Source organism: Shewanella sp. FJAT-52076 (assembly GCF_019457455.1).
Classification (GTDB): domain Bacteria; phylum Pseudomonadota; class Gammaproteobacteria; order Enterobacterales; family Shewanellaceae; genus Shewanella; species Shewanella zhangzhouensis.
In genome coordinates this window covers 3464683-3486931 of sequence record NZ_CP080415.1, presented here as the reverse complement: position 1 = coordinate 3486931, position 22249 = coordinate 3464683, and the positions used below count along the sequence as shown (strand labels likewise).

Here is a 22249-nt window from a genome sequence, read left to right as displayed (position 1 = left end):
TTTTCCTCCTCCGTTTATTAATGTCGTTTGTTTAATAACCGAGGATGCTATGGATTTTCACGCACTGCTGACGCAGTTGAACGCTATTGTTTGGGGTCCTGTGACCCTGTGTTTGTTGGTGGGTACCGGTGTGTACTTCACCGTTCGCTTGAAGCTGCTGCAGCTTGTCAAATTACCCCTCGCCCTGTCACTGCTCTTTAAACCCGCCTCCGGGAAGGGGGAGCTGTCGTCCTTTGGGGCGCTTTGCACCGCACTTTCGGCCACCATAGGCACGGGCAACATAGTGGGGGTCGCCACCGCCATCAAGCTCGGTGGGCCGGGTGCGCTGTTTTGGATGTGGGTGGCGGCTTTTTTTGGCATGGCCACCAAATACGCCGAGTGTTTGCTGGCGCTCAAATACCGCACCACCGACGCCAGGGGCAATATCGCCGGTGGCCCCATGTATTACATTGAACACGGCCTTGGCCTTGGCTGGCTCGCCAAGCTCTTTGCCATGTTCGGGGTGGGGGTGGCCTTTTTCGGTATAGGTACCTTTGCTCAGGTCAATGCCATCAGTGATGCCATGACGGTGGCCTTTGCCGTGCCCACCTGGGTGACAGCCAGCGTGCTGACTGTGCTGGTGGCGGCCGTGACCCTGGGGGGCGTTAAGCGCATCGCATCGGTTGCCCAAACCCTGGTGCCCGCCATGGCCATCGGCTATGTGCTGGCCTGCCTTTGGGTACTGTTAAGCCTCCATGACGCCATAGTGCCGGCCCTGTCTTTGGTGGTGAATGCCGCCTTTACCCCGGTTGCCGCCGGGGGCGGCTTTTTGGGGGCGACTGTGGCACTGGCGATTCAAACCGGTATCGCCCGCGGGGTATTCTCCAACGAGTCCGGCCTTGGCAGCGCGCCCATTGCGGCGGCGACTGCACGTACCAAAGAGCCGGTGGAGCAGGGGCTGGTGAGCATGACAGGCACCTTTTTCGATACCCTGATTATCTGCACCATGACAGGCCTGGTGCTTATCATCACAGGTGTCTGGAGTGGAGACAGCGCCGGGGCGGCCATGACCAGCGCGGCCTTTTCCGCGGCAACAGACCCCTTGCTGGGGCAGTATCTGGTGACCGTGGCGCTGGTGTGTTTTGCCTTTACCACTATTCTGGGGTGGAACTACTATGGCGAGCGCTGCTGGAGCTACCTCACCAATGGCCGTTACGCGGGACTCTATCGGCTGTTCTTTTTGCTGCTGATTGCCGGTGGTGCCTTTATCAAGCTCGACCTTATCTGGCTGCTTGCAGATGTCGTCAATGGCCTGATGGCCATCCCCAATCTGATAGCGCTTATTGGGCTGCGCAGCGTCATCATCGCCGAGAGCCAATGCTATTTTGGTGCCCTTGGTACCCGCAGCGCCATGACGGTTGGGAAGGCAGCGCTGGAGGGCCCATCAAAAGAGGCTGAAAATGGCCTGTTGAGTTAAGCTGTAATGGCGCTTTGATGTCTGTCAGCGGCAGGTAAATTCGACCACGCACTGGAGAAAAGGTGATCGGGCTCCCTTGTCTATTCGTATCTTGAATGGTTAAATGGACGAGTTAATTTTTCGCCGAAGTTCAATCAGTTGTGTGACTGAAAGAGCCAAGCCGCTGAAGTCCTTCCCGGGAAGGGGAGAGTGCGTGTCTGACCAAAACTGCCGGGTTAGCCGGTATACAGGGATATTGTCAGAGAGGCAGCCGCATGCCGGAAAATACCGCAAAACTTTCGACTTTTCGCAGTCGGATCCTGTTTCAGATAGCCGTGCCCCTTATCATCATCATGACCGGGGTCTCAGGCGTTACCGGTTGGTTTAACTATAAGGCCGAAGAAAAGGCCTTTTTTGCCGACCTGGCCGAAAAAGCTGATTTCGCCGCCAAGCGGCTCGAATTCGAACTGACACTGGCCCAGCAGGACACCCAAACCCTTGCCTTTACCCTTGGGCATCTCGATGCAAGGGAGCAGCTGCAACAAGCCCCCTTTCTGTATCAATTGCTCGCCGATCGCCTCGCCCGCAACAGTAATTTTTATGGCTCGGCCGTCGCCTTTGTACCGGGTTTTATGCCCGGTCAGGAACGTTTTGCCCCCTATGTGTTTCGTCAGGACCTGACGATTGCCACCCTGGATATAGGCAAAGAGGCCTATGACTACACCAATGGTCAGTGGGATTGGTGGACCGAAGCCCTCAAGCGCCCAACCGGGTACTGGACGCCACCCTACTACGACGATGGTGCTGGCAATATTCAGATGATCACCTTCTCCCAGCCCTTCGGCGATGATGCGCCCCTGGGGGTGGTGACCACGGATCTGGCGCTCTCGAGTCTGCCCATTCGGCTGGGCATAGATCCCAAGAAGCTGTTGGTGCTCGATGCCAATGGCACCCTTATCTATCATCCGGACAATAACCTCGCCCGCAATGCGACCCTGAGTGATTGGCTGACAAATGATGCCGCCAGCGTGCAGGCGGCCAGAAAAGTGCTGGAGGGGGACACCCAGGAAGTCGCCCTGAAAGATCTGAACGGGGTTCAGTATCTCGCCAGCATCGCCAAGGTGTCGCCACTGGCATGGCGGGTATTGGTCATCACGCCACAAACTGAGTTGGTCGAGACTTTCTTGAAGGGGTTCAGTTCCTTAACTCTTAGCCTTCTGCTGCTGGCGCTGATCCTGCTGCTGACCAGCTATTACAGTGCCAAACGCCTGACCGAGCCCCTGGAAGCGCTGGAAACCGGCATTGTGGATTTCAGTAAAGGGCTCATCAAACGGCTGCAAAAACCCGAAGGGGTAGTGCGGGAAATCGCTACTCTCAGCCATAAATTCAACGAGATGGCCGAGGTATTGGAAGAGCGGGAGCAGGCGCTGCTCGACTCCCGCGGCAACCGCTTCGCCACCCTTATCGACGGCATGAGCGATAAGTCTTTTTATTGCTCCATGACCCCCGACGGCAATATAGACCAGGTCAGTGCCGGGGTAGAAAAGGTGCTTGGGATCTCACCCGATGTGCTTAAACGCAAATATCAGCGGCTCTTTTCCAGCAACGCCATCAACGAGCAAAACTGGCAATTTATGGAGATGGCGCTGCGGGGCGAGTCTGTGCCACCCCATCAGGTAGAAATGGCCGGTGCCGATGGCAGCATGCGGCGGCTGGACCTCTTTATGCAGCCGTTGCTGGACGATGAAGGCCAACTGATTTCGGTGGAGATGCTGTTTAACGATGTGACAGAGCAGTTTTCCGCCGCAGCCTGGTCCAATGCGGTGCTCGAGGCCGCGCCCGAGGCCATGTTGATAGTGGATGAGTCGGGACAGTTGGTATTCAGCAACAGCCGTTGCCAGGAGCTCTTTGGTTACAGCGGCGAAGAGATGCTGAATCTGAACATAGATGCGCTGATCCCTGAGGATGAGCGTCATGGCCATCAGGGTAAGCGTCAGCTCTTTATCGATGGCGGCAGAGACCGCATTATGGCCAGCGGCAAGCCGCTGCATGCGGTTAAATGTGGCGGCGAGCACTTTCCGGTGCAGATTGGTCTGAGCCTGTTACCCGCCGACAGCCGTGGACAGCGTCAGGTGGCGGCATCCATTCGCGACCTGACCGAGCAATTGGCGGTTGAGCGCCAAATTCGGGAGAGTGAGAGTCGCTTTCGTGGTTTGGTGTCCAATATCCCCGGCGCGGTTTACCGTACCCGCATTAATGGCACCTGGACCATGGAGTATGTCAGCGACAACATCACTGAGCTCACCGGTTATCCCGCCTGGCACTTTATTGAAAACAAAAAGCGCACCTTTGGCTCCCTTATCCTCGAAGAGGACACAGAGCACTGTGACGCCATTATTTCCGGCGCCCTTGCCGAGCAGCACGCCTTTGAGGTGGAGTACCGTATTCGCCACCGGGATGGCGGCCTTCGTTGGATACATGAAAAGGGCAAAGCCAGTTACGATGAAGACGGTAACCCGGTGTGGTTTGACGGCAGTCTGAACGACATCACCGAAAGTAAGCTTGCTCAGGAGCGAATTGAACAGTCGCGGGAGCAACTGGAAACCATTACCGAGTCTGTGCCCAGCACTGTGTACCAGCTGGTGTGGCGCTCTGAGCGGGACAGACGCTTTACCTTCCTCTCAAGTGCGGCCATGGCCACCCTGGGGTTCCATCGCAATGAGGTGCTGGATAACTTTGAGCTGGTGGCCGAGCGCATTGTGGAAGAAGACAGGGGCGAGATCATTCAGATGCTTGCCGGTCTTCACGGCATGCAGTGGACCAAGGCCTTCAGATACCATTTCCCTTCCGGCGAGTTGCGTTGGCTGGAGGCGGGCGCCCGGGGCAGCAAGCAGCAGGACGCGCTGGTGTGGAACGGCTATCTGATGGACATCAGCGGCCGTAAACGCATGGAGACTGAGCTTGCCCAGAGCGAGGCCCACTTCAGGGCGCTCTTTGATAACGCCGGTATTGGCATTGTTAACCTCGATGACAGGGGCATTATCAAGGATTGCAACGGCCAGTTTGTCAGTGATTTGGGCATAAGCAGCGACAGCTTGAAGCGCAAGCAACTGGCGGATTTGATGCACCCCGACGACCGAGCGCTTGCCACTGGCTTGTATCAGGCCCTGGCCGACAGTGAGCAGGGCAGTATCAGCGGCGAGTGGCGCATGCTCGATGGCGATGGCGAGCTGATGTGGATGGCGGTGATTGCTTCTGAGCTGGAAGAAGGCGACGGCGGTGAGCGCTCAGTGGTGATGAGTATCGCCAATATCACCCGCCTTAAGCTGCTTTCCGACGAGCTGATGGCCGCCAAGGAAGAGGCCGACGCGGCCAACCAGGCCAAGAGTGATTTCCTCGCCAACATGTCCCACGAAATCCGCACCCCCATGAACGCCATTATCGGCATGTCGCAGCTTTGCCTGCAGACAGAGCTCGACAGAAAGCAGCGCAACTATGTGGAAAAAATCGAGCGGGCGTCCAAGTCGCTGCTCGGTATCATCAACGACATCCTCGATTTCTCGAAAATTGAAGCCGGAAAACTGGATATCGAGGTGGTGCCCTTCCAGCTGGATACTATTCTGGAAGACCTCGGCGACATGTTCTCGGTGAAAGCCGCCGATAAGCAGCTGGAGCTGCTGTTTTCTGTTGCCCCCGGCGTGCCAACGCACCTTGAAGGTGACCCGCTTCGCCTCAGCCAGGTGCTGATTAACCTGATGAACAACGCCATTAAATTCACCGAGCGGGGTGAGGTGATGTTGTCCATCAGCGAGCTGGCCCGGGATGAGGATCAGGTGCAGCTCAAGTTTGCCGTGCGCGACAGCGGCATAGGGCTTACCGCCGAGCAGCAGGCCAAGCTGTTTAAGTCCTTCAGTCAGGCCGATACCTCCACCACCCGCAAATACGGCGGCACCGGCCTTGGGCTGGCCATTTGCAAACAGCTGGTGGAATTGATGGGCGGCGAGATTGGGGTCGACAGCCAGTTTGGTAATGGCAGTACCTTCTATTTCACCGTGTCGGTAAAGGTGGCGCAAAACGCCCAGCTGAATGTTGAGCAGGAGCTGGAAGGCATGGCGGTGCTGGTGGTAGACGACAACAGCACAGCCAGAGATATTCTTCGCACCACGCTGCAAAGCATGGGCTTTTCCGTCGACAGTGCCCGCAGCGGCATGGAGGCGTTGGAGAAGTGCGCCCAGCGGGATTATCGCATCGCCCTCATCGACTGGAAAATGCCCGAAATGGATGGCACTGAAACCGCAGCAAGGATGCGAAAACTCAAGCAGCCACCGCTTATCCTGATGGTTTCTGCCCACGCCAACAGCGAGTTTATCGACAAGGTGGAGGAGTTGGGCATCAATGGCTACATCACCAAGCCCATCAGCGCCTCCCGTTTGTTGGATGGCATCATGTCGGCGCTGGGACGTCAGGGACACAAACCTGTGCGACGTAAGGCGCAGCCCATGAATGCCCAGCAACTGTCCGGACTCAAGGGCAAACGCATCCTGCTGGTGGAAGACAATGAGATGAACCAGGAAGTGGCCAGTGAGTTTTTGGAACAGGTGGGGGTGGTGCTTTCCATCGCCGACAACGGTCAGATAGCGCTGGAAAAACTCGGTCAGCAGAGCTTCGATTTGGTGCTGATGGATTGTCAGATGCCGGTGATGGACGGTTATCAGGCCACCCGGGAGTTGAGGAAGTTGCCCGGATTTGCCGAGCTGCCTGTGATTGCCATGACGGCCAACGCCATGGCGGGCGACAAGGAGATGTGTTTGCTCGCGGGGATGAACGACCATATCGCCAAGCCCATTGAGGTGGGGATCCTCTATCAGACCCTGCTGCAGTATCTCTGCCCTGAAACCAAAGGGCGGGTATCAGCAAACGCGGATACAGATCCAGAGCAACAGGCGGCATCCCTTACAAGCTGGCCAGAGCATGAAGATTTGGATATCGACCGGGGTTTGCAGTTGGTACAAAACTCAGAGCGCCTCTATCGCCGCATTCTGGAGCGTTTCGTCACCAGCCAGGCCCAGGCAGGCAAGAAAATCCGCAAGGCCCTGGCAGCGGGGCAGCAGGAGGATGCCGTTCGTTTGGCCCACACACTCAAAGGCGTGGCGGGTAACCTCAGCGCCGACACCCTGGTTGAAGAAGCACGGCAACTCGAAGCCAAGCTTGCACAGGGAGAGGCCTGCGAAGCCGAGCTGGAAGCGGTGGAAACCCGGCTGGTGCCCATAGTGGCTGCCATTGAACGTTGGATGACAGCTGGGGTTGAAGAGCCGGCCGCAGAGGCGGGAGAGCAGTTGTCCGCCGATGCCCTCAAAGAGGTGCTCAATACTCTGGTGACACAGCTTGAAGACGCCGATGCGGGGGCGGTGGCAGCCCTTGAGTCGCTATCCGCGCAAGTGGCACCGGGGGTGTGGGCCAGGCTTAAGCCGGTGAGCCAGATGGTGGCGGGCTACCAGTTTGATGATGGCGCCGATTTGGTGCGAGAGCTGATACAGGAACTTGAGACCGACGGCGAATCCGCCTGACTATACTCAATAACAAATCGTTGTGGGCGCTGATTGCCCGGGTAACAGGCTGCCCACAGCAGGAGCGGCAACAAGGGAGGTTGCAATGGAAAAGGCCACAGTGCTGGTGGTGGATGATACCCCGGAGAACATCGATATTCTGGTGGGGATATTGGGGCAGGATTATAAGGTCAAGGTGGCCATTGATGGCCCAAGGGCGTTGGCGCTGGCGCTGAAGTCGCCTCCGGACTTGATTTTGCTGGACGTGATGATGCCCGGGATGAGTGGCTATGAGGTATGCCGCCGTCTCAAGCAGGAACCCATGACGGCCCATATCCCGGTGATTTTCGTTACCGCCCTTGCCGAGGTCGCTGACGAAACCCAGGGCTTTGAGCTGGGGGCCGTGGACTATATCACCAAGCCGGTGAGTGCGCCCATTGTGAAGGTGAGGGTGAAAACCCACCTGGCACTTTACGACCAGAAGAGACTGCTTGAAGAGCAGGTGCGGGAACGGACCAGGGAGCTTGAACAGACCCGCTTTGAGATTATCCGCCGTCTCGGCCGCGCCGCCGAATACAAGGACAACGAAACCGGGTTGCACGTGGTACGCATGAGCCATTATGCGAGATTGCTGGCACGACAGGCCGGGTTGCCTGAACCCTTCTGCGAGCTCCTGTACAATGCCGCGCCCATGCATGATATAGGGAAAATAGGCACCCCCGATGCGGTACTGAAAAAACCGGCCAAGCTGGATGCCGAAGAGTGGGAAATCATGCAGCAGCACGCCAGCATAGGTGCTGAAATCATTGGCGAACATCCGGATCCGCTGCTGCAGATGTCCCGCCGTATTGCCCTGACACACCATGAAAAATGGGATGGCTCTGGCTATCCCAATGGCCTCAGTGGCACTGAGATCCCCATCGAGGGGCGTATCGTCGCCATTGCTGATGTGTTTGATGCCCTGACGTCCATCAGGCCTTATAAGAAGGCATGGAGTATCGAAGACACCATGGCCTTGCTGGAGTCGGAAGCCGGCAAGCATTTCGATCCTGAGCTGGTGGAGCACTTCAAGCAGATATTGCCCGAGGTGGTTGCGGTGCGCGATAAACACATGGAAACGGAAGACTAGCCCGGCAGTTGGCAACTGTGATTGCTCGCGCACGAATGCCGGGCTTTCAAATAAAAAGAGGCGAACCAGGCGCCTCTTTTTTTGTCTGCTTTGTATGTCCGCTTTGTTCGTCTGGGATGCATATCGGTTACATGCCCTGCGCTGACAAGGACCTGCTTCTGATGAGTTACTCTTCCAGGGAGTAGGGCAGGGGCAGCAGGGTGAAGCTTGCCTCGTGGTCGTCGGCGAGACGCAGCACCGCATCGGGCTCTGTGTCATTGGCAAGGACTGCGGTCATCAGTACCTTGCTGCCACGGCTCACCACCTCAATGATGTTGCCTGCCTTGCGATAGCCACCTTCCACGGCGATTTCCAGGGTGCTTTCGAGGCGCACAGGCGTCTGGCTTTCCCCAAAGAGGATGTAGAGCGCGCGCTTGTTGCCGCCACGGTATTTGGTGCGGGCCACGGTTTCCTGCCCCATGTAGCAGCCCTTGTTAAAGCTGATACCGTCGAGGGCCTGCAGATTACACATCTGGGGGATGTACTCGCTGGCATGGCCCGCCGCGATATTGGGGTAGCCGGCACGGATTTCCAATGCTTGCCACACGCCTGCTCCATAAAGCGGCTGGCCGCTTTTCTCTATCAGGGCACAGGCATTGGCCTTGTCCAGGATCAGAATAAAACGCTCACCGTCTTTCAGTACCGTGCCTTGCTCTGTGCTGTAAACGTCTGCCTCTGACGTGCCAAAGTGCTGGGCAACAAAACCGGCTGCTTCTGGACCAGATACACCCAAGAGGGTGAGCTCGCCGTTTACATCCACAAGCTCCACCTTGCTGAATACGGCGTATTTCTTCAGCTGTGCCAGTGAGACTTCCAGCGCGCTGCGCGGCTCCAGCATCATCAGGGCGTCGCCCAGTTTAAAGGTGCGGAAGGTTGCCAGCATACGGCCCTTGGGATCGCAGTGGGCGCCCCAGCGCCATTGGCCGGGTTCCAACGCACTGATATCGGCGGTGACCTGGCCATGGATAAAGCTGTTGCCCTGCTCGCCGGTGACAGACACCAGCCCGAGATGATTGAGTAAACTCAGGGTCAATGCCGGGCCTTCGCTGTCCAGCGCCCAGGCGGCCTGTGAGACGGTAAATGTCATTGCCTGTTCCTTGAAATGAACTTGGATAGTCTGGGATTGTAGCGGATCCCAATGGCCGGGTGAATGACCATATCCCTGCCGGACTCGCAAAATTAAAAAGGCGCCCCCCGGGCGCCTTTTTATGGGTCACTGTCAGTGCAGCAAACGGGTTCTGATGGTGCCTTCGATGCCGCGCAGTTGCTCGAGTGCTTCCTCGGCTTGGTGGGTGTCCACTTCCATCACCACGTAACCGATATCGGCGGTGGTTTGCAGGTACTGGGCGGAGATGTTGATGCCTTTTTCAGAAAACGCCTGGTTAATCTTGATAAGAATACCGGGGCGGTTTTTGTGAATGTGCAGCAAACGTGAAGTGCCCTTGTGCAGTGGCAGGGATACTTCGGGGAAGTTCACCGCAGACACGGTAGAGCCGTTGTCTGAGTACTTGGCGAGCTTGCCGGCCACTTCGATGCCGATGTTTTCCTGGGCTTCTTCGGTAGAACCACCCACGTGCGGGGTCAGGATAACGTTGTCCAGGCCACGCAGCGGACTTTGGAAGATATCATCGTTGGACTTTGGCTCAACCGGGAACACGTCGATGGCGGCGCCGGCAATGTGCTCTTCTTTGAGCGCCGCTGACAGGGCGTCGATATCAACCACTGTGCCGCGGGAAGCGTTAATCAGGAAGCTACCCTTTTTCATGGTGGCCAGTTCGGTGTGACCAATCATGTTTTTGGTCTGCGGAGTTTCAGGCACATGCAGGCTCACCACATCGGCACTGGCCAGCAATTCCTCAAAGGAATGCACCTGCTGAGCGTTGCCCAGCGGCAGCTTGTCTTCGATATCGAAAAACTTCACCCGCATACCCAGGGTTTCGGCCAGAATGCCAAGCTGGGTGCCGATATGACCATAGCCAATTACGCCCAGGGTCTTACCGCGCACTTCCACGCTGCCGTTGGCGCTCTTGAGCCAGCCGCCGCGGTGGCACAGGGCGTTTCGCTGGGGAATACCGCGCATCAGCATGATGATTTCGCCCAGCACCAGCTCAGCCACGGAGCGGGTATTGGAGAAGGGGGCGTTAAATACCGGGATACCGGCGAGCTCGGCAGACTTGAGGTCGACCTGGTTGGTGCCAATACAGAAGCAACCAATGCCGACCAGTTTTTCGGCCTTGCTCAGCACCTCGGCACTCAGTTGGGTGCGGGAGCGAATGCCGACGAAGTGGGCATCTTTGATGGACGCAATCAGCGCCTCATCGGCGAGGGACGCCTTGTGATATTCGATATTGGTGTAGCCCGCCCGCTCAAGTACATCTACCGCAGATTGGTGGACGCCTTCGAGCAGCAGGAACTTGATCTTATCCTTGTCCAGCGAATGTTTCGCCATGGTGTAGATACCCTCTTTCTAATGCCTATAGGTTTTATGTGTCTGCTGACTGTCAATGCCCGCCCAAATTAGCATTTTTTTTACACAGTGTGGAGGGCTGGATGGCTAAAGTGTTTATTCAAAAACCAGAACAATATCACATAAGGTAAATGATACCGCACTAAGCCCGGTCTGTAAGTGGGTGGTTTGGGTTGCGCTGACCTGTGAACAGCAGTGGCGTGTTGGCCGGGTTTGGGATGTCTTGAACTACTTATTATGGAGTATTTACATTTGTTAATGGTTTTTTGGCGACAAGGCCCACATGGCTGAAAGCCCCATGGCAGCGGGGAGCGCGTCAGGTCTCGCTTTTACCGTACATTGTTTAATGAGAATCATTCTTTGATTCATACCTACGTCTTATGGTTTTATAAGGCCGAGTCAGCAAAATTGGGGATCCCTGTTCAATAGTCTGGCGTTTTTTTAGCCGCACATGGAAGTTTGAACGACGGCGGTCAACAAGGAGAAAGAGGGTTGAATACGGTAAATGAGTTGATTTTTGTGCACCAATTGGTTGCACCCTGTCATCTGGCCATCCTGGCAGAATCCATAGGGTTAAAAACCCGCATCGTAAAACACGTCGGTGAGCTGGACTTGGATAAACACCCGCAGGCGTTTTATCTCATCGCCCAGAAAGGCGCGGCGCTGGATAATAAAGGCATTCCGCTGCTGGCCAGCCGACTGATTCCCCACGTGCCCGTCGCCCTTTATCAGGTGGAACGCAATTCTCTGGATCAGGAAGCCGCATTGTTGCTTGGGATCCGGGGATTGTTGTTTGCCGATCAGCGCATGGACTTGATGCTGACAGGCCTTCGCAAGATGGTAGCCGACGAACTCTGGTTTGACCGGCCGCTTATCAGCAAGATGTTCCGTCGACTGGTGAATAAACTGGACACCAATTCCGATGTATCACCCGACGCCATGGCGATGCTGCAATCTTTGACCGGCAGGGAATGCACCATTATCCAGTTGGTTGGCAGTGGTGCCAGAAATAAAGAAATTGCCGATCGCCTGTGCATCAGTGAGCACACCGTGAAGGCGCACATTTCGTCTATTTTTCGCAAGACCCAATCCCGTAACCGGGTGGAGCTGCTGCGCTGGGCCCAGTCTCACCAGAGTCACTTCGCTTTGGTCAGTTAAACAGAATGTCGATGGCGCTGGTCAATGGAGTATCAGCGTTATCAATAGACAAATAAAAAAGGAGCCATCTGGCTCCTTTTTTATTGGGGGGCTGTTATCAGCGTGGCGCGCCGTTCTGGATAACAGTGGCGACGTTTTCGTTACCCACTTGAGTCACGTTGATCACGTTGCTGCTGCCCATTTGAGAGCCGGTTACCAGGTTGTCGTTGCCGCTTTGAGCCACGATGAAGCTGTTGCCTTCGCCGACTACGGCAAATGCACCCTCATCGCCACCTACCCAGTTGCCGTTACCGGTTTGGGTGATTTGTGCCAGGTTTTCATCGCCCTGGATCAGCAGGTCCAGTACGTTGAGGTCGCCGGACTGGGTGCCGATGATGTCGGTGTTGCTGTTGCCTTCGATGGTGACAATGGCTTCGTTGTCATTGCCCATTTGAGCGATATCCACCTCGTTGTCATTACCAAATACAACGCTGTAAGCGAAGTTGGCATCACCTTCCTGAGCGATTTCCAGGCTGTTGTCTTCGCCAAAGGCGCCGGCCAGCAGCTGGTTGCTGTTACCTTCTGAGCTCAGGTTCAGGGTGTTGTCATTGCCCACGGCAACAAACTCGGCATAGTTCAGTTCGCCTTCCTGCTCCAGATCCACATCGTTATCGTCGCCTTGAACGACAAACTGAGCACTGTTGGAGAAGCCTTCCTGCTCGATGTCTATCATGTTATTGCTGCCTTCAATCACAGCTGTCAGGCTGTCACCGATGGCGTTTTGGGTACCAAGCTGGTTGATTTCAACGTCGTTGTTGTCACCGGTGGTGAATTCCAAAACGGCCACGTTGCGATCGCCTTCCTGGGTCATGGTCAGATCGTTGTCGCTGCCTTGCAGGGCGTATACAAAGCCCACGTTGTCGTTACCAACCTGCTCGATGGTGACTTCGTTGTTGTCGCCAGCTACACCGCGCACACCACCAACGTTGTTGTCACCTTCCTGATAGATGGAGACGTCGTTGTTATTGCCAACGTTGGCAGTGAAGTCCAGTGCAATCAGACCACCCTGGTTATTGTTGCCCAGCTGAGTGATTTCACCGTCGTTATCGTTGCCTTGTACGCGGAAAACGGCGTAGTTGCTGCTGCCGTCCTGATCAACCCAGGCACTGTTGCTGTCGCCGGTCAGTTCTACATTGCTTTCGTTCAGCTCGCCAGCCTGCATCACGTCGACTTGGTTGTTGGTTCCAACAACCACAGATTCACTTTGGTTAAAGAAACCGCTTTGAGTGACATTGTCTACGTTGTTGTCACCGGTTTGGCTCACACCGGCGATGTGCCAGTCATCGGATTGGTTAACAGACACAGTGTTCTGATTACCTTCGGAACCTATATAGGCTTCGTTCCATACACCTTCCTGGGTGACAGTGGTGGTGTTTTCATCACCGAGCTGATCAACCCGCGCCAGGTTCAGCACACCTGTTTGTTCCACGGTGGTATCGTTGGCATAGCCGGACTGATTGACGTGGATTTCGCTGCTGTCGGCGGCAAATACCTGTGCTGACATGCCGATACCCGCGGTGATAGCCATAGCCAAGAGTGACTTCTTCGCTTGTGATTTCATGTGACGCTCCCTGTTAGTATTGAGTCACGGCGATGGAAGCTCCATTGCCTAGTTGTTGAATAGAAAAATTCGCACTGCCCAACTGCTTGATCTGCACCAGATTGTTGTCGCCTATCTGGGTGACCTCAGCGCTGTTGTGATAACCTGCCTGAAACAAATCCACCTCATTGTCAGAACCCTGCTGAAATACCAGAGTCTGGTTGCTAACGCCGATTTGGGTGACGATAAGGTTGTTGAAGTCGCCCAACTGGGCAACCATAGCCTCGTTCTGCTCCCCCATCTGAAACAGGTCTATGAGGTTATCCCGTCCGCTGGACTCCAGCAGAGTTTGCAGCGGAACGGAAAGCGACATCTCGTCGCCTACCCGGTGTGTTGGCGTTTCAGCCAGCACGGCGGGGCAGCAAAGCAGGAGGGAAGCGCTTAAAATCAGCGATTTGCAGTAAGACACTCGACACTCCTTTGCGATGCGTAAACTTCCAAAGCCGATGGGTCGGCAAAAATACAGCACCAAGTTAAAGTTCTGAGACCTAAGTCACAATCGGAAGAAAGCCTATTTATATGGGAGGGAATGAATCGTGTTTTTTGCTAAGTGTTTTTGTTTAATGTCATGATTTATAAAGCTATAAATTTGTTTTTGGATGCGTTTACCAGCAGGTATTAGCTATTTCAGCCTAGTAGATAAGTCTAAAAAACAACACCAGTACTGGGCATTTAAGCCAAGCTGATCGAAAGTGATATTGAAATCTCTCATCCGGAAACTTGCCGCCGGTAATGACCTTGGTGGGATATTTCGGTTCAGTATTTAACTGAGCAGACGCAACAGTAGTTTTACGCGGCCATGATGGCCGCGTTTTTTTATTTGTCTTGGCCAAAGTACATTGCGGATTATTGGGAATGGAGTACTGAATAATATTGGGTAAAATATCGGCAATTAATCATTCTTGATTAATTCATTATTCAGTGTTCTGTTGCGTCGCTATTCGCTTTTCAGCGCTTATGATGGCGGAAATAATTCTATTTTATCGGTCTGTTATTATTTGTTTTTTTAATCAGCACGCCGTATTTATTCGTTTTATGGAACTGATGGTTTTAACTAAAGTGTTTAGATATCCATACTTTAGCTTCCATGTTCTGTGACCTAACCCCTTCTTTTGGAGTATTAACTCTGGGACAATCTGCCCGCGTTAACGAAAGATAACGTCATTATTATAATTAACGGGGTTGATAATATGGAAAATGTTAAAAAGCTGACAGCCATTGCCGTGGCTGTATCGGCGGCAATGCCATTGCTGGCAAATGCCGATGTGATGATTACCGAATATGTAGAAGGCAGCTCCAACAATAAAGCCATTGAGCTTTACAACAGCGGTGATGCGGCCGTTGATCTGACCGGCTATTCTCTGGTGCGCTATAAAGATGGCGCTACCACGCCCACCAACATGGTGGCCCTCGATGGTCAGAGTCTGGCCGCCAAAGGCATCAAGGTCATCACTCATCCCAGTGCTGTCATCACCCTGCCAGCGGGCACAGACACCATGACCGGCGATCTCTACTTTAACGGCACCGATGCGGTGGCCCTGATGAAAGACGGCGCCATTGTGGATGTAGTGGGTGCCATTCCCACCCCAAAAGACTGGGGTCTTAACGTCACTATCGCCCGTAAGACCAGCGCGCTGGCCGCGGCGACTGTGTATAACGAAGCCGACTGGGAAACCTCGGCCATCGACAACTTCTCAGGCCTTGGCAGCCTCGAGGGTGCAACAGCACCCGAAGTGCCAGCCTTCAGTTGTGCCGGCGCCACGCTGATCCCGATTTATGACATTCAGGGCAGTGGCGATAAGAGCCCACTGGTGCCGGAAGGCAAATTTGAATCCGATACAGAAGTGACCCTGCGTGGCGTGGTGTCTGCCCGCGGTGAGAGTCTGTTTAAGGGGTTCTACCTGCAGGATGTGCAGGGTGATAATTCTCCTCTGACCTCCGACGGTATTTTTGTATTCCTCGGTGAAGCAGCCCCTGAAGCGATTCAGCCCGGGGTGGAAGTCTGTGTACAGGGTAAGGTGAAGGAATACTTCGGCCTGACCCAAATCGACATCAAAGCCGACAAGAAGTTTGAAGTGGGCGCCAAGGGCGATGTGCCCGGCGCCGTACCCTTTGCCGTGACCGAAGGCGAGACCCTGGAGCAGGCGCTGGAACGCTTCGAAGGCATGAAAGTGGTGCTGGATGTCGGCAGCGAGATGAAAGTCAGCCGTACTTTCAGCTACGACTATGCCGGTCGTCGCAACAACCTGATGCTGTCCCACAAGGCGCCGCTGATGAAGCCCACTCAGGTGCATCCAGCGCTGAGTGAAGAAGCCATTGCCCTGGAGATGCAAAACCGTGGCAATGAGCTGTTTGTGGAGTCTGACTTCAAGGCTGCCGACGGCGTAGTGCCATTCCTGCCTGACTTTAACGCCGAAACCGGTTATATCCGCGTGGGCGATGAGCTCAAGGGCCTTGAAGGCATGGTGAGCTACAGCTACAACGAATACCGTCTGGTGACCACCAACACCCTGACCCCGGCCGATATTGTTCGCGGTAATGATCGCACCGACGCCCCGGTTGTAGCCGAGCAAGGCGATATCCGTGTGGCCAGCTTTAACGTGCTCAACTTCTTCAACGATGTGGTGGGCGGCGATGCCAACCCAACCGGTTCTAACCGTGGCGCCCTGACCGAAGAAGAAATGCTGCTGCAGCGCACCAAGATTGTGAATGCCATCAACGCTATGAACGCCGACATCGTGGGCCTGATGGAAATTGCCAACAACGGCTTTGGTGAGAAGAGTGCCATTCAGAACCTGCTGGACGCCCTGAACGCCGAGCAAACGGCCGACAACGCATACAGCTTTGTGGAGATTGCCGATGCCGACAAGACTGACGGCAAGTATTTCGGCAATGATGCCATCACAGTGGGCATGCTGTACCGCGCCGCCAAGGTGAGCCCGGAAGGTGCGGCTTTTGTGATTGAAACCCCTGAGCAGCATGCGCCGGAAGGCGTGGCCAGCCGTGACAACAAGGGCGCGGTCGAAACCAGCCCGGCGCAGGACAAGTATCAGCGTCACAGCCTGGGTCAAACCTTCAAGGTAAAAGATGAAAACCTGACTGTGGTGGTAAACCACCTCAAGTCCAAGGGTTCAGGCTGCCTGGAAGATTGGATCAATTTCGATGAAAGCCGCGATCCCGCCGATCTGCAGGGCAAGTGTAATGCGTTCCGCGTATCGGCTGCCAAGGTGATTGGTGAAGCCGTGAAAGACATCGAAGGCGATGTGCTGGTGATTGGCGACCTGAACGCTTACGGCATGGAAGATCCTGTGCGTGTGCTGACCGATTACGATGCCTCCACCTCCAACCGTGAAGTGAAAACCGCTTCTTACACCACGCTCGCCGGTCAGAGCTACGAGCAAGAAGGCAGCGTGATAGAGAAGGGCTATGGCCTGATTAACCTGAATACTCAGGTACATGGTGCCGATACCTACTCGTACAGCTACAACGGTGAACTGGGTAACCTCGACCATGCCCTGGGTAACGACAGCCTGGCCAAGCGGGTGGTGGATATCGAGGACTGGCACATCAACTCGGTGGAATCCAACCTGTTCGAATACGGTAAGAAGTTTACCGGCAGCCTGGAAAAATCCGAAAATGCCTTCTCGGCTTCAGACCACGACCCTGTGATTGTGGCCCTGAGCTATCCCGATAAAGTGGAAGAGAAAAAGGATGACGGTGGTGCCATGGGCGGACTGCTGCTGGCATTGGCAACCCTGATTGGCCTTGGCCGTCGCCGTACTCATTAATTTAAGTAACTCGCCAGAGGGGATGCATGCATCCCCTTTTTTATTGTGCTTTCAAATGGTTTTGTTTCGGCTCATGCCGCTGGGCATTGGTTTACCTGCATGGCTGTGGCAAGTACACTGGCGCAATCACAGACAATGGGAGAAGTGAATGAGTATCTGGTTTCGCCCCGTCACCCTGGACGATTGCGCCAAAATGGATGAGGGCATGCATGGCCGTGGCACCCTGATGAAGACCCTCGGGATCCAAATCAGCGAAATCGGCGACGATTATATGAAGGCGACTATGCCTGCCACACCGGCGGTACATAATCCCCTTGGCATAGTGCATGGTGGCGCCAATGTGGTTTTGGCCGAAACCGTGGCGAGCTATGCCGCCAACTTTGTAGTGGATTTTGAGAAATACTATTGCGTGGGCCAGGAGATTAACGCCAATCACCTGCGTGCAGCCCGCAATGGCACACTCACGGCCACTGCCAGGCCAGTGCATCTGGGTAAGCGCAGTTCAGTATGGGAAATTCTGATACACAACGGTGCAGGGGAATTGACCTGCATTTCACGGATGACCGCGGCAGTTGTAGAACGCTGAACTAAAATATAGGCATCATAAACAGTTGCAGAGGAGTTGCGATGGAGACGGCAACGATTTGGGAATGGGTGGGCTATCTCGCCTCGGTGGTGGTGGCCATTTCATTGATGATGGCCAACATCAAAAAACTGCGTTGGTGGAATCTGGTGGGGGCGGCGCTATTCGTGGCCTATGGTTTGGCCATCGATGCTTACCCGGTGGCGCTGGTTAACTTTTTCATCGTACTGATAGATGCTTACTATCTGGTGAAGCTCTATCGGGAGCCTGAACCCAACAGCTGATCCTGATGTCATGATTGAAACGCGGCCCTGGCCGCGTTTTTTATTGGGGTGGGAATCATTCATCGAAATGTCAGATTGTAGTCATCTGATTTAATCGTTTTATCTGTTTTGTCGATTGCCGTAGTCTTTGCTCATCGACTGGGTCGTTAAGTTTAAGGAGCCAATATGGCCACCATTTTTGACCTGATAGAGGCCTGGTGTGCCGGGCCCGCAACCAAATCAACGGATAAATAAGAGGAAACACAGATGAGTCATTACATCACCAGCCAAAACGGCGCCCCCATCGCCGATGACCAGAATTCCCTGACCGCCGGCAGCCGTGGCCCAGTGCTGTTGCAAGACTGGCAACTGATTGAAAAGCTGGCTCACTTTAACCGCGAGCGTATCCCTGAGCGTGTGGTACACGCCAAGGGCACCGGCGCTTACGGCACCTTCACCCTGACCCGCGACTTATCTGAGTACACCATTGCCGACCACTTTATCGGCGAGGGCAAGGTCACCGAAACCTTCGTACGTTTCTCCACCGTGGGCGGTGAAATGGGCTCTGCCGATGCTGAGCGCGACCCCCGTGGCTTTGCGGTACGCTTTTACACCAAGCGCGGTAACCACGATGTGGTGGGCAACAACACCCCAACCTTCTTCCTGCGTGATGGTATCAAGTTTCCGGACTTCATCCATACCCAGAAGCGTAACCCCCAGACCAACCTGAAAGACCCTCAGGCCATGTGGGATTTCTGGTCACTGAACCCTGAAGCGCTGCATCAGGTGACAGTGCTGATGTCTGACCGCGGTATCCCGGCAAACTATCGTCAGATGCACGGTTATGGCTCTCACACCTTCAGCCTGTGGAATGCCAAAGGTGAGCGCTTCTGGGTGAAGTTCCACTTCAAGTCCCAGCAGGGTGTGGTGAACCTGACCAACGAGCAGGCCGATAAGCTTAAAGGCATAGATCCGGACTCTTCCCAGCGGGATCTGATGGTAGCCATCATGGATGGTAATTTCCCCCGCTGGACTGTGAACGTGCAAATCATGCCGGAAGCCGATGCCAACACCTATCACATCGACCCGTTCGACTTGACCAAGGTATGGCCGCACAAGGACTACCCGCTGATTGAGATTGGGGTACTGGAGCTTAACCGCATGCCGCAAAACTACTTTGCCGAAGTAGAGCAGGCGGCACTGGCCCCCAGTAACCTGGTGCCCGGTGTTGGCGCCTCACCTGACAAGATGCTGCAGGCCCGTTTGTTTGCCTATGCCGACGCCCAGCGCTATCGCATTGGTGCCAACTACAACCAGTTGCCGGTGAACTGCCCACACGCCACTGTGGCCAACCATCACCAGCGTGGCGGCGCCATGGCCGGGACTCAGTGCCCCTATCATGGTGACAATGGCCATCAAAGCCAGACCGGTGGCGATGCCAGTGCCAACTATGGCCCAAGCACAGTGACAGGTGCGCTGAATGATGCCAGCCACTTTGTTGAGCCGCCACTGCGCCTCGAAGGTGAAGCCGCACGTTACAGCCGCTACGGTAAGGACGACTACACCCAGGCCGGTAACCTTTACCGTCTGTTCAGTGAAGGGGAGAAGAATCGCCTTGCCGAGACCATCGCCTCGACCCTGCGCCAGGTAACAGAAGAGGTGCAGCAGCGTATGCTGGCCCACTTCGATAAGGCGGATGCCGACTACGGTCAGCGTATTCGCGCCGCGCTCTGAGCCGATGTGAGTTAATCGCCTGAGTTGAAAAAAGGGAAGCAATGGCTTCCCTTTTTCTTTTATGCAGATGCTTGTTAGCTTTTTTAGTGTCAGAGCAGGGGGCAACCGCCCATTAATGCCACAGCAGGGTGGCAATACCCATGATGGCAAACAGCACGGCAGTGCCTCTGTGTATCCAGGTCATCGGCAGTTTGTCGGCACTGAAATGCCCGGCAATCACCACAGGCACATTGGCGAGCAGCATACCCACTGTGGTGCCCATGACTACCATCCACAGATCATCGTAGCGGGCCGACAGCACCACGGTTGCCACCTGGGTTTTATCACCGATTTCGGCAATGAAAAAGAGCACCAGGGTCGCGAGGAAGGGGCCAAAGCGGTAGAGGCTGCTTTCTTCGGCTTCTACTTTGTCCGGCACCAATACCCACAGGGCAATGGCGAAGAAGCTCAGTGCCACCAGATATCGCGCGGTATCCGGGCTGACAAAGTCTGTTGCCCATTGGCCAAGCCAGGCGGCGGCAAAATGGTTGGCTATGGTGGCAATAAAAATGCCGAGGATGATGGCGGTTTTGTTTTTGAATCTGGCGGCGAGCAGCAGTGCCAGCAGTTGGGTCTTGTCGCCGATTTCGGCGATGGCCACGGTTAAGGTGGAGGCGGTAAAGGCTTCTAACATGGTTGCGTTCCTGGGGTGGCTGACCGACAAGCACGATAAACCCGCCACCCCATAGTCATAGTTGTGGCTTATCGCGCTCAGGTCTTGCCGGGCAAACTGGCGTTTGCTGTAAGCACCATGGCATGTGGCCAAGTGTGTTGATGCTTACCCCTGAGCCAGGCTCAGGTTGGCTACTCCCCCGAAAGTGAGGCAGGCATTATAACAGCACAATGCATCCGGGCAAGGGGCTGCAAGACACAATTGTTACTGCGCGGTAGCAGTTTCGCGCGCTTTTGCTGCCATGCTGCACACTGAGAGGCGGTGCCCTTGCCGAGCCTGTGTGGCTCTGTTAATGTCGGCTGCAGTCGTTTTTTTATGAAAGCCTGTTAATCCCCTTAGCGGGTGCGTCCTCTCAAGGCGATGGCCTTTCGGCAGTTCTAAAAATTGGCTCATACCTATAACTACAAATGATTTATCAGACTTGAACAGGACAGTTCCGTGAATTTGAAAACACTTGGCTCTATTGCCATTGTGGCGGGTACCGCCATTGGGGCCGGCATGTTGGCGTTGCCGCTGGCGACAGCCGCCCTTGGGGTAATCCCCGCGCTGTTATTGCTGCTGATCGTGTGGGCCATTTCGGCATATACCTCCCTCCTGATGCTCGAAATTAACCTGCGCAGTGGCGTGGGTGACAATGTGCACGCCATTACCGGCAAGACACTGGGCAAAAAAGGCCAGCTTATCCAGGGGGCCTCTTTCCTGAGTTTGTTGTACGCCCTGACTGCCGCCTACCTGACCGGCGGCTCCTCCTTGCTGGTACACCGCATGGAGTCGGTGTTTTCCATCAATCTCGACGGTCAGCTGGCGGTACTGATTTTTACCCTGGTGCTGGGCAGCGTGGCCGCACTGGGCGTGAGCTGGGTGGATAAGCTCTCCCGCTTACTGTTCAGCTTGATGGTGGTGCTGCTGGTGCTGGTGGTGGGCTTCCTGTTACCTGAAATCCGCCCTTCGGTCATTGCCGCCGATGCCTTTGAAAAGGTCTCGGCCAATGCCTGGATGGCGGCCATCCCCGTGGTCTTTACCTCCTTTGGTTTCCACGTATGTATCGCGACCCTGGTACGCTACCTCGATGGCGATGCGGTTAACCTGCGCAAGGTGCTGCTGATTGGCTCGACCATCCCACTGGTGTGTTACATTCTGTGGCTGCTGGTGACCCTGGGCACGGTCGGCGGCGATGAAATAGCCACCTTTAACGGCGCCCTGCCAAAGCTTATCAGCGCCCTTCAGGAGCTGGCGGCGCACCCTGTGGTAGGCCAGAGCATTGCTGTATTTGCCGACTTGGCACTGGTGACCTCCTTCCTTGGGGTAACCATGAGTCTGTTTGATTTTCTGGCTGAAATGACCCGCTCCAAGGGCGGTATCGGTGGCCGTTTGCAGACCTGGGTTATCACCTTTTTACCACCGCTGCTGTGTGCGCTCTTTGTGCCCGAAGGCTTTGTGGCCGTGCTGGGCTTTGCCGCCATTCCGCTGGTGTTTATGATAATTTTCCTGCCCATTGCCATGGCGCTGAATCAGCGTGCCCAGTACCGGGATGGCTATCAGGTCAGTGGTGGCAAGCTGGCCTTGTCGCTGATTGGTGTTGCCGGGGTAGCCATCATTGCTGCCCAGCTGTGGGTGGCACTGTAAAAAGCCTTTTGTAACGGAAGTTTGCCAAGGCTGTGACAGCTTGTAACCCTGTGATAAAGTCGGGTCTTCGCGCCCGGCTTTTTTGTATCCGCCTTTTGGGGTGATTGATGTTTTAAACCAAACATCAATG

General features: G+C 55.1%; 14 protein-coding genes and 1 riboswitch. Of the genes, 9 read left to right on the top strand and 5 right to left on the bottom strand.

Annotation, left to right across the window (positions count from 1 at the left end; genetic code table 11):
* Nucleotides 1-49: 49 nt before the first annotated feature.
* The 3 genes from K0H79_RS15370 (at nt 50) to K0H79_RS15360 (ending at nt 8110) form a co-directional block, all read left to right on the top strand.
* Complete coding sequence (locus K0H79_RS15370) at nt 50-1456, top strand: sodium:alanine symporter family protein (RefSeq protein ID WP_220076394.1); 1407 nt, start codon at nt 50-52, stop codon at nt 1454-1456.
* A gap of 254 nt (nt 1457-1710) precedes the next feature.
* Nucleotides 1711-7002 carry a PAS domain S-box protein gene (locus K0H79_RS15365; RefSeq protein ID WP_220076393.1) on the top strand — a complete coding sequence of 1764 codons (5292 nt, stop codon included), beginning with the start codon at nt 1711-1713 and terminating at the stop codon, nt 7000-7002.
* Between the two features lie 85 nt (nt 7003-7087).
* Nucleotides 7088-8110, top strand: a complete 1023-nt coding sequence (locus K0H79_RS15360) for a two-component system response regulator (protein ID WP_220076392.1) — start codon at nt 7088-7090, stop codon at nt 8108-8110.
* A gap of 166 nt (nt 8111-8276) precedes the next feature.
* Here the strand turns inward: K0H79_RS15360 and ygfZ are convergent, their stop codons facing one another.
* Together ygfZ and serA are read right to left on the bottom strand one after the other, a co-directional pair.
* Nucleotides 8277-9236, bottom strand: a complete 960-nt coding sequence (gene ygfZ / locus K0H79_RS15355; RefSeq protein WP_220076391.1) for a tRNA-modifying protein YgfZ — start codon at nt 9234-9236, stop codon at nt 8277-8279.
* Nucleotides 9237-9368: 132 nt separating this feature from the next.
* Nucleotides 9369-10598: a phosphoglycerate dehydrogenase gene (gene serA, locus K0H79_RS15350; RefSeq protein WP_220076390.1), complete on the bottom strand. Its 1230-nt coding sequence runs from the start codon at nt 10596-10598 to the stop codon at nt 9369-9371.
* Between the two features lie 510 nt (nt 10599-11108).
* Here serA and K0H79_RS15345 point away from each other — a divergent pair.
* On the top strand, nt 11109-11774 hold the full coding sequence (locus tag K0H79_RS15345) for a response regulator transcription factor (RefSeq protein ID WP_220076389.1): 666 nt from the start codon (nt 11109-11111) through the stop codon (nt 11772-11774).
* A gap of 97 nt (nt 11775-11871) precedes the next feature.
* Here K0H79_RS15345 and K0H79_RS15340 read toward each other — a convergent pair whose 3' ends face one another.
* Both K0H79_RS15340 and K0H79_RS15335 read right to left on the bottom strand, forming a co-directional pair.
* Entirely contained in the window at nt 11872-13374 is a 1503-nt protein-coding gene (locus K0H79_RS15340; protein WP_220076388.1) for a curlin, read from the bottom strand.
* Nucleotides 13375-13387: 13 nt separating this feature from the next.
* Nucleotides 13388-13822, bottom strand: a complete 435-nt coding sequence (locus K0H79_RS15335) for a curlin (RefSeq protein ID WP_220076387.1) — start codon at nt 13820-13822, stop codon at nt 13388-13390.
* A 781-nt stretch (nt 13823-14603) separates the two neighbouring features.
* On the opposite strand from K0H79_RS15335, the gene exeM reads away from it, so the two are divergent.
* The 4 genes from exeM (at nt 14604) to katB (ending at nt 19781) form a co-directional block, all read left to right on the top strand.
* The gene (gene exeM, locus K0H79_RS15330; RefSeq protein ID WP_220076386.1) at nt 14604-17201 is read left to right on the top strand and encodes an extracellular exonuclease ExeM; all 2598 of its coding nucleotides are present in this window, start codon (nt 14604-14606) and stop codon (nt 17199-17201) included.
* Nucleotides 17202-17349: 148 nt separating this feature from the next.
* Entirely contained in the window at nt 17350-17787 is a 438-nt protein-coding gene (locus tag K0H79_RS15325) for a PaaI family thioesterase (protein ID WP_220065564.1), read from the top strand.
* 41 nt (nt 17788-17828) lie between these two features.
* Nucleotides 17829-18068: a YgjV family protein gene (locus K0H79_RS15320; protein ID WP_220065563.1), complete on the top strand. Its 240-nt coding sequence runs from the start codon at nt 17829-17831 to the stop codon at nt 18066-18068.
* A 246-nt stretch (nt 18069-18314) separates the two neighbouring features.
* Nucleotides 18315-19781 carry a catalase KatB gene (gene katB, locus K0H79_RS15315; protein WP_220076385.1) on the top strand — a complete coding sequence of 489 codons (1467 nt, stop codon included), beginning with the start codon at nt 18315-18317 and terminating at the stop codon, nt 19779-19781.
* Nucleotides 19782-19893: 112 nt separating this feature from the next.
* On the opposite strand, the gene K0H79_RS15310 is transcribed toward katB, so the two are convergent.
* Entirely contained in the window at nt 19894-20454 is a 561-nt protein-coding gene (locus K0H79_RS15310) for a TMEM165/GDT1 family protein (protein ID WP_203324866.1), read from the bottom strand.
* 90 nt (nt 20455-20544) lie between these two features.
* Nucleotides 20545-20633: riboswitch (yybP-ykoY riboswitch) on the bottom strand.
* Between the two features lie 298 nt (nt 20634-20931).
* Between K0H79_RS15310 and K0H79_RS15305 the strand changes: the two genes are divergently transcribed.
* The gene (locus K0H79_RS15305) at nt 20932-22119 is read left to right on the top strand and encodes an amino acid permease (protein ID WP_220065560.1); all 1188 of its coding nucleotides are present in this window, start codon (nt 20932-20934) and stop codon (nt 22117-22119) included.
* The last annotated feature ends 130 nt before the right edge of the window (nt 22120-22249 follow it).

Bases quoted from the DNA above. Each gene is read 5' to 3' on its own strand.
- K0H79_RS15370 (WP_220076394.1), top strand. From the start codon at position 50: ATGGATTTTCACGCACTGCTGACGCAGTTGAACGCTATTGTTTGGGGT.
- K0H79_RS15365 (WP_220076393.1), top strand. From the start codon at position 1,711: ATGCCGGAAAATACCGCAAAACTTTCGACTTTTCGCAGTCGGATCCTG.
- K0H79_RS15360 (WP_220076392.1), top strand. From the start codon at position 7,088: ATGGAAAAGGCCACAGTGCTGGTGGTGGATGATACCCCGGAGAACATC.
- ygfZ (WP_220076391.1), bottom strand. From the start codon at position 9,236: ATGACATTTACCGTCTCACAGGCCGCCTGGGCGCTGGACAGCGAAGGC.
- serA (WP_220076390.1), bottom strand. From the start codon at position 10,598: ATGGCGAAACATTCGCTGGACAAGGATAAGATCAAGTTCCTGCTGCTC.
- K0H79_RS15340 (WP_220076388.1), bottom strand. From the start codon at position 13,374: ATGAAATCACAAGCGAAGAAGTCACTCTTGGCTATGGCTATCACCGCG.
- exeM (WP_220076386.1), top strand. From the start codon at position 14,604: ATGGAAAATGTTAAAAAGCTGACAGCCATTGCCGTGGCTGTATCGGCG.
- K0H79_RS15325 (WP_220065564.1), top strand. From the start codon at position 17,350: ATGAGTATCTGGTTTCGCCCCGTCACCCTGGACGATTGCGCCAAAATG.
- K0H79_RS15320 (WP_220065563.1), top strand. From the start codon at position 17,829: ATGGAGACGGCAACGATTTGGGAATGGGTGGGCTATCTCGCCTCGGTG.
- katB (WP_220076385.1), top strand. From the start codon at position 18,315: ATGAGTCATTACATCACCAGCCAAAACGGCGCCCCCATCGCCGATGAC.
- K0H79_RS15310 (WP_203324866.1), bottom strand. From the start codon at position 20,454: ATGTTAGAAGCCTTTACCGCCTCCACCTTAACCGTGGCCATCGCCGAA.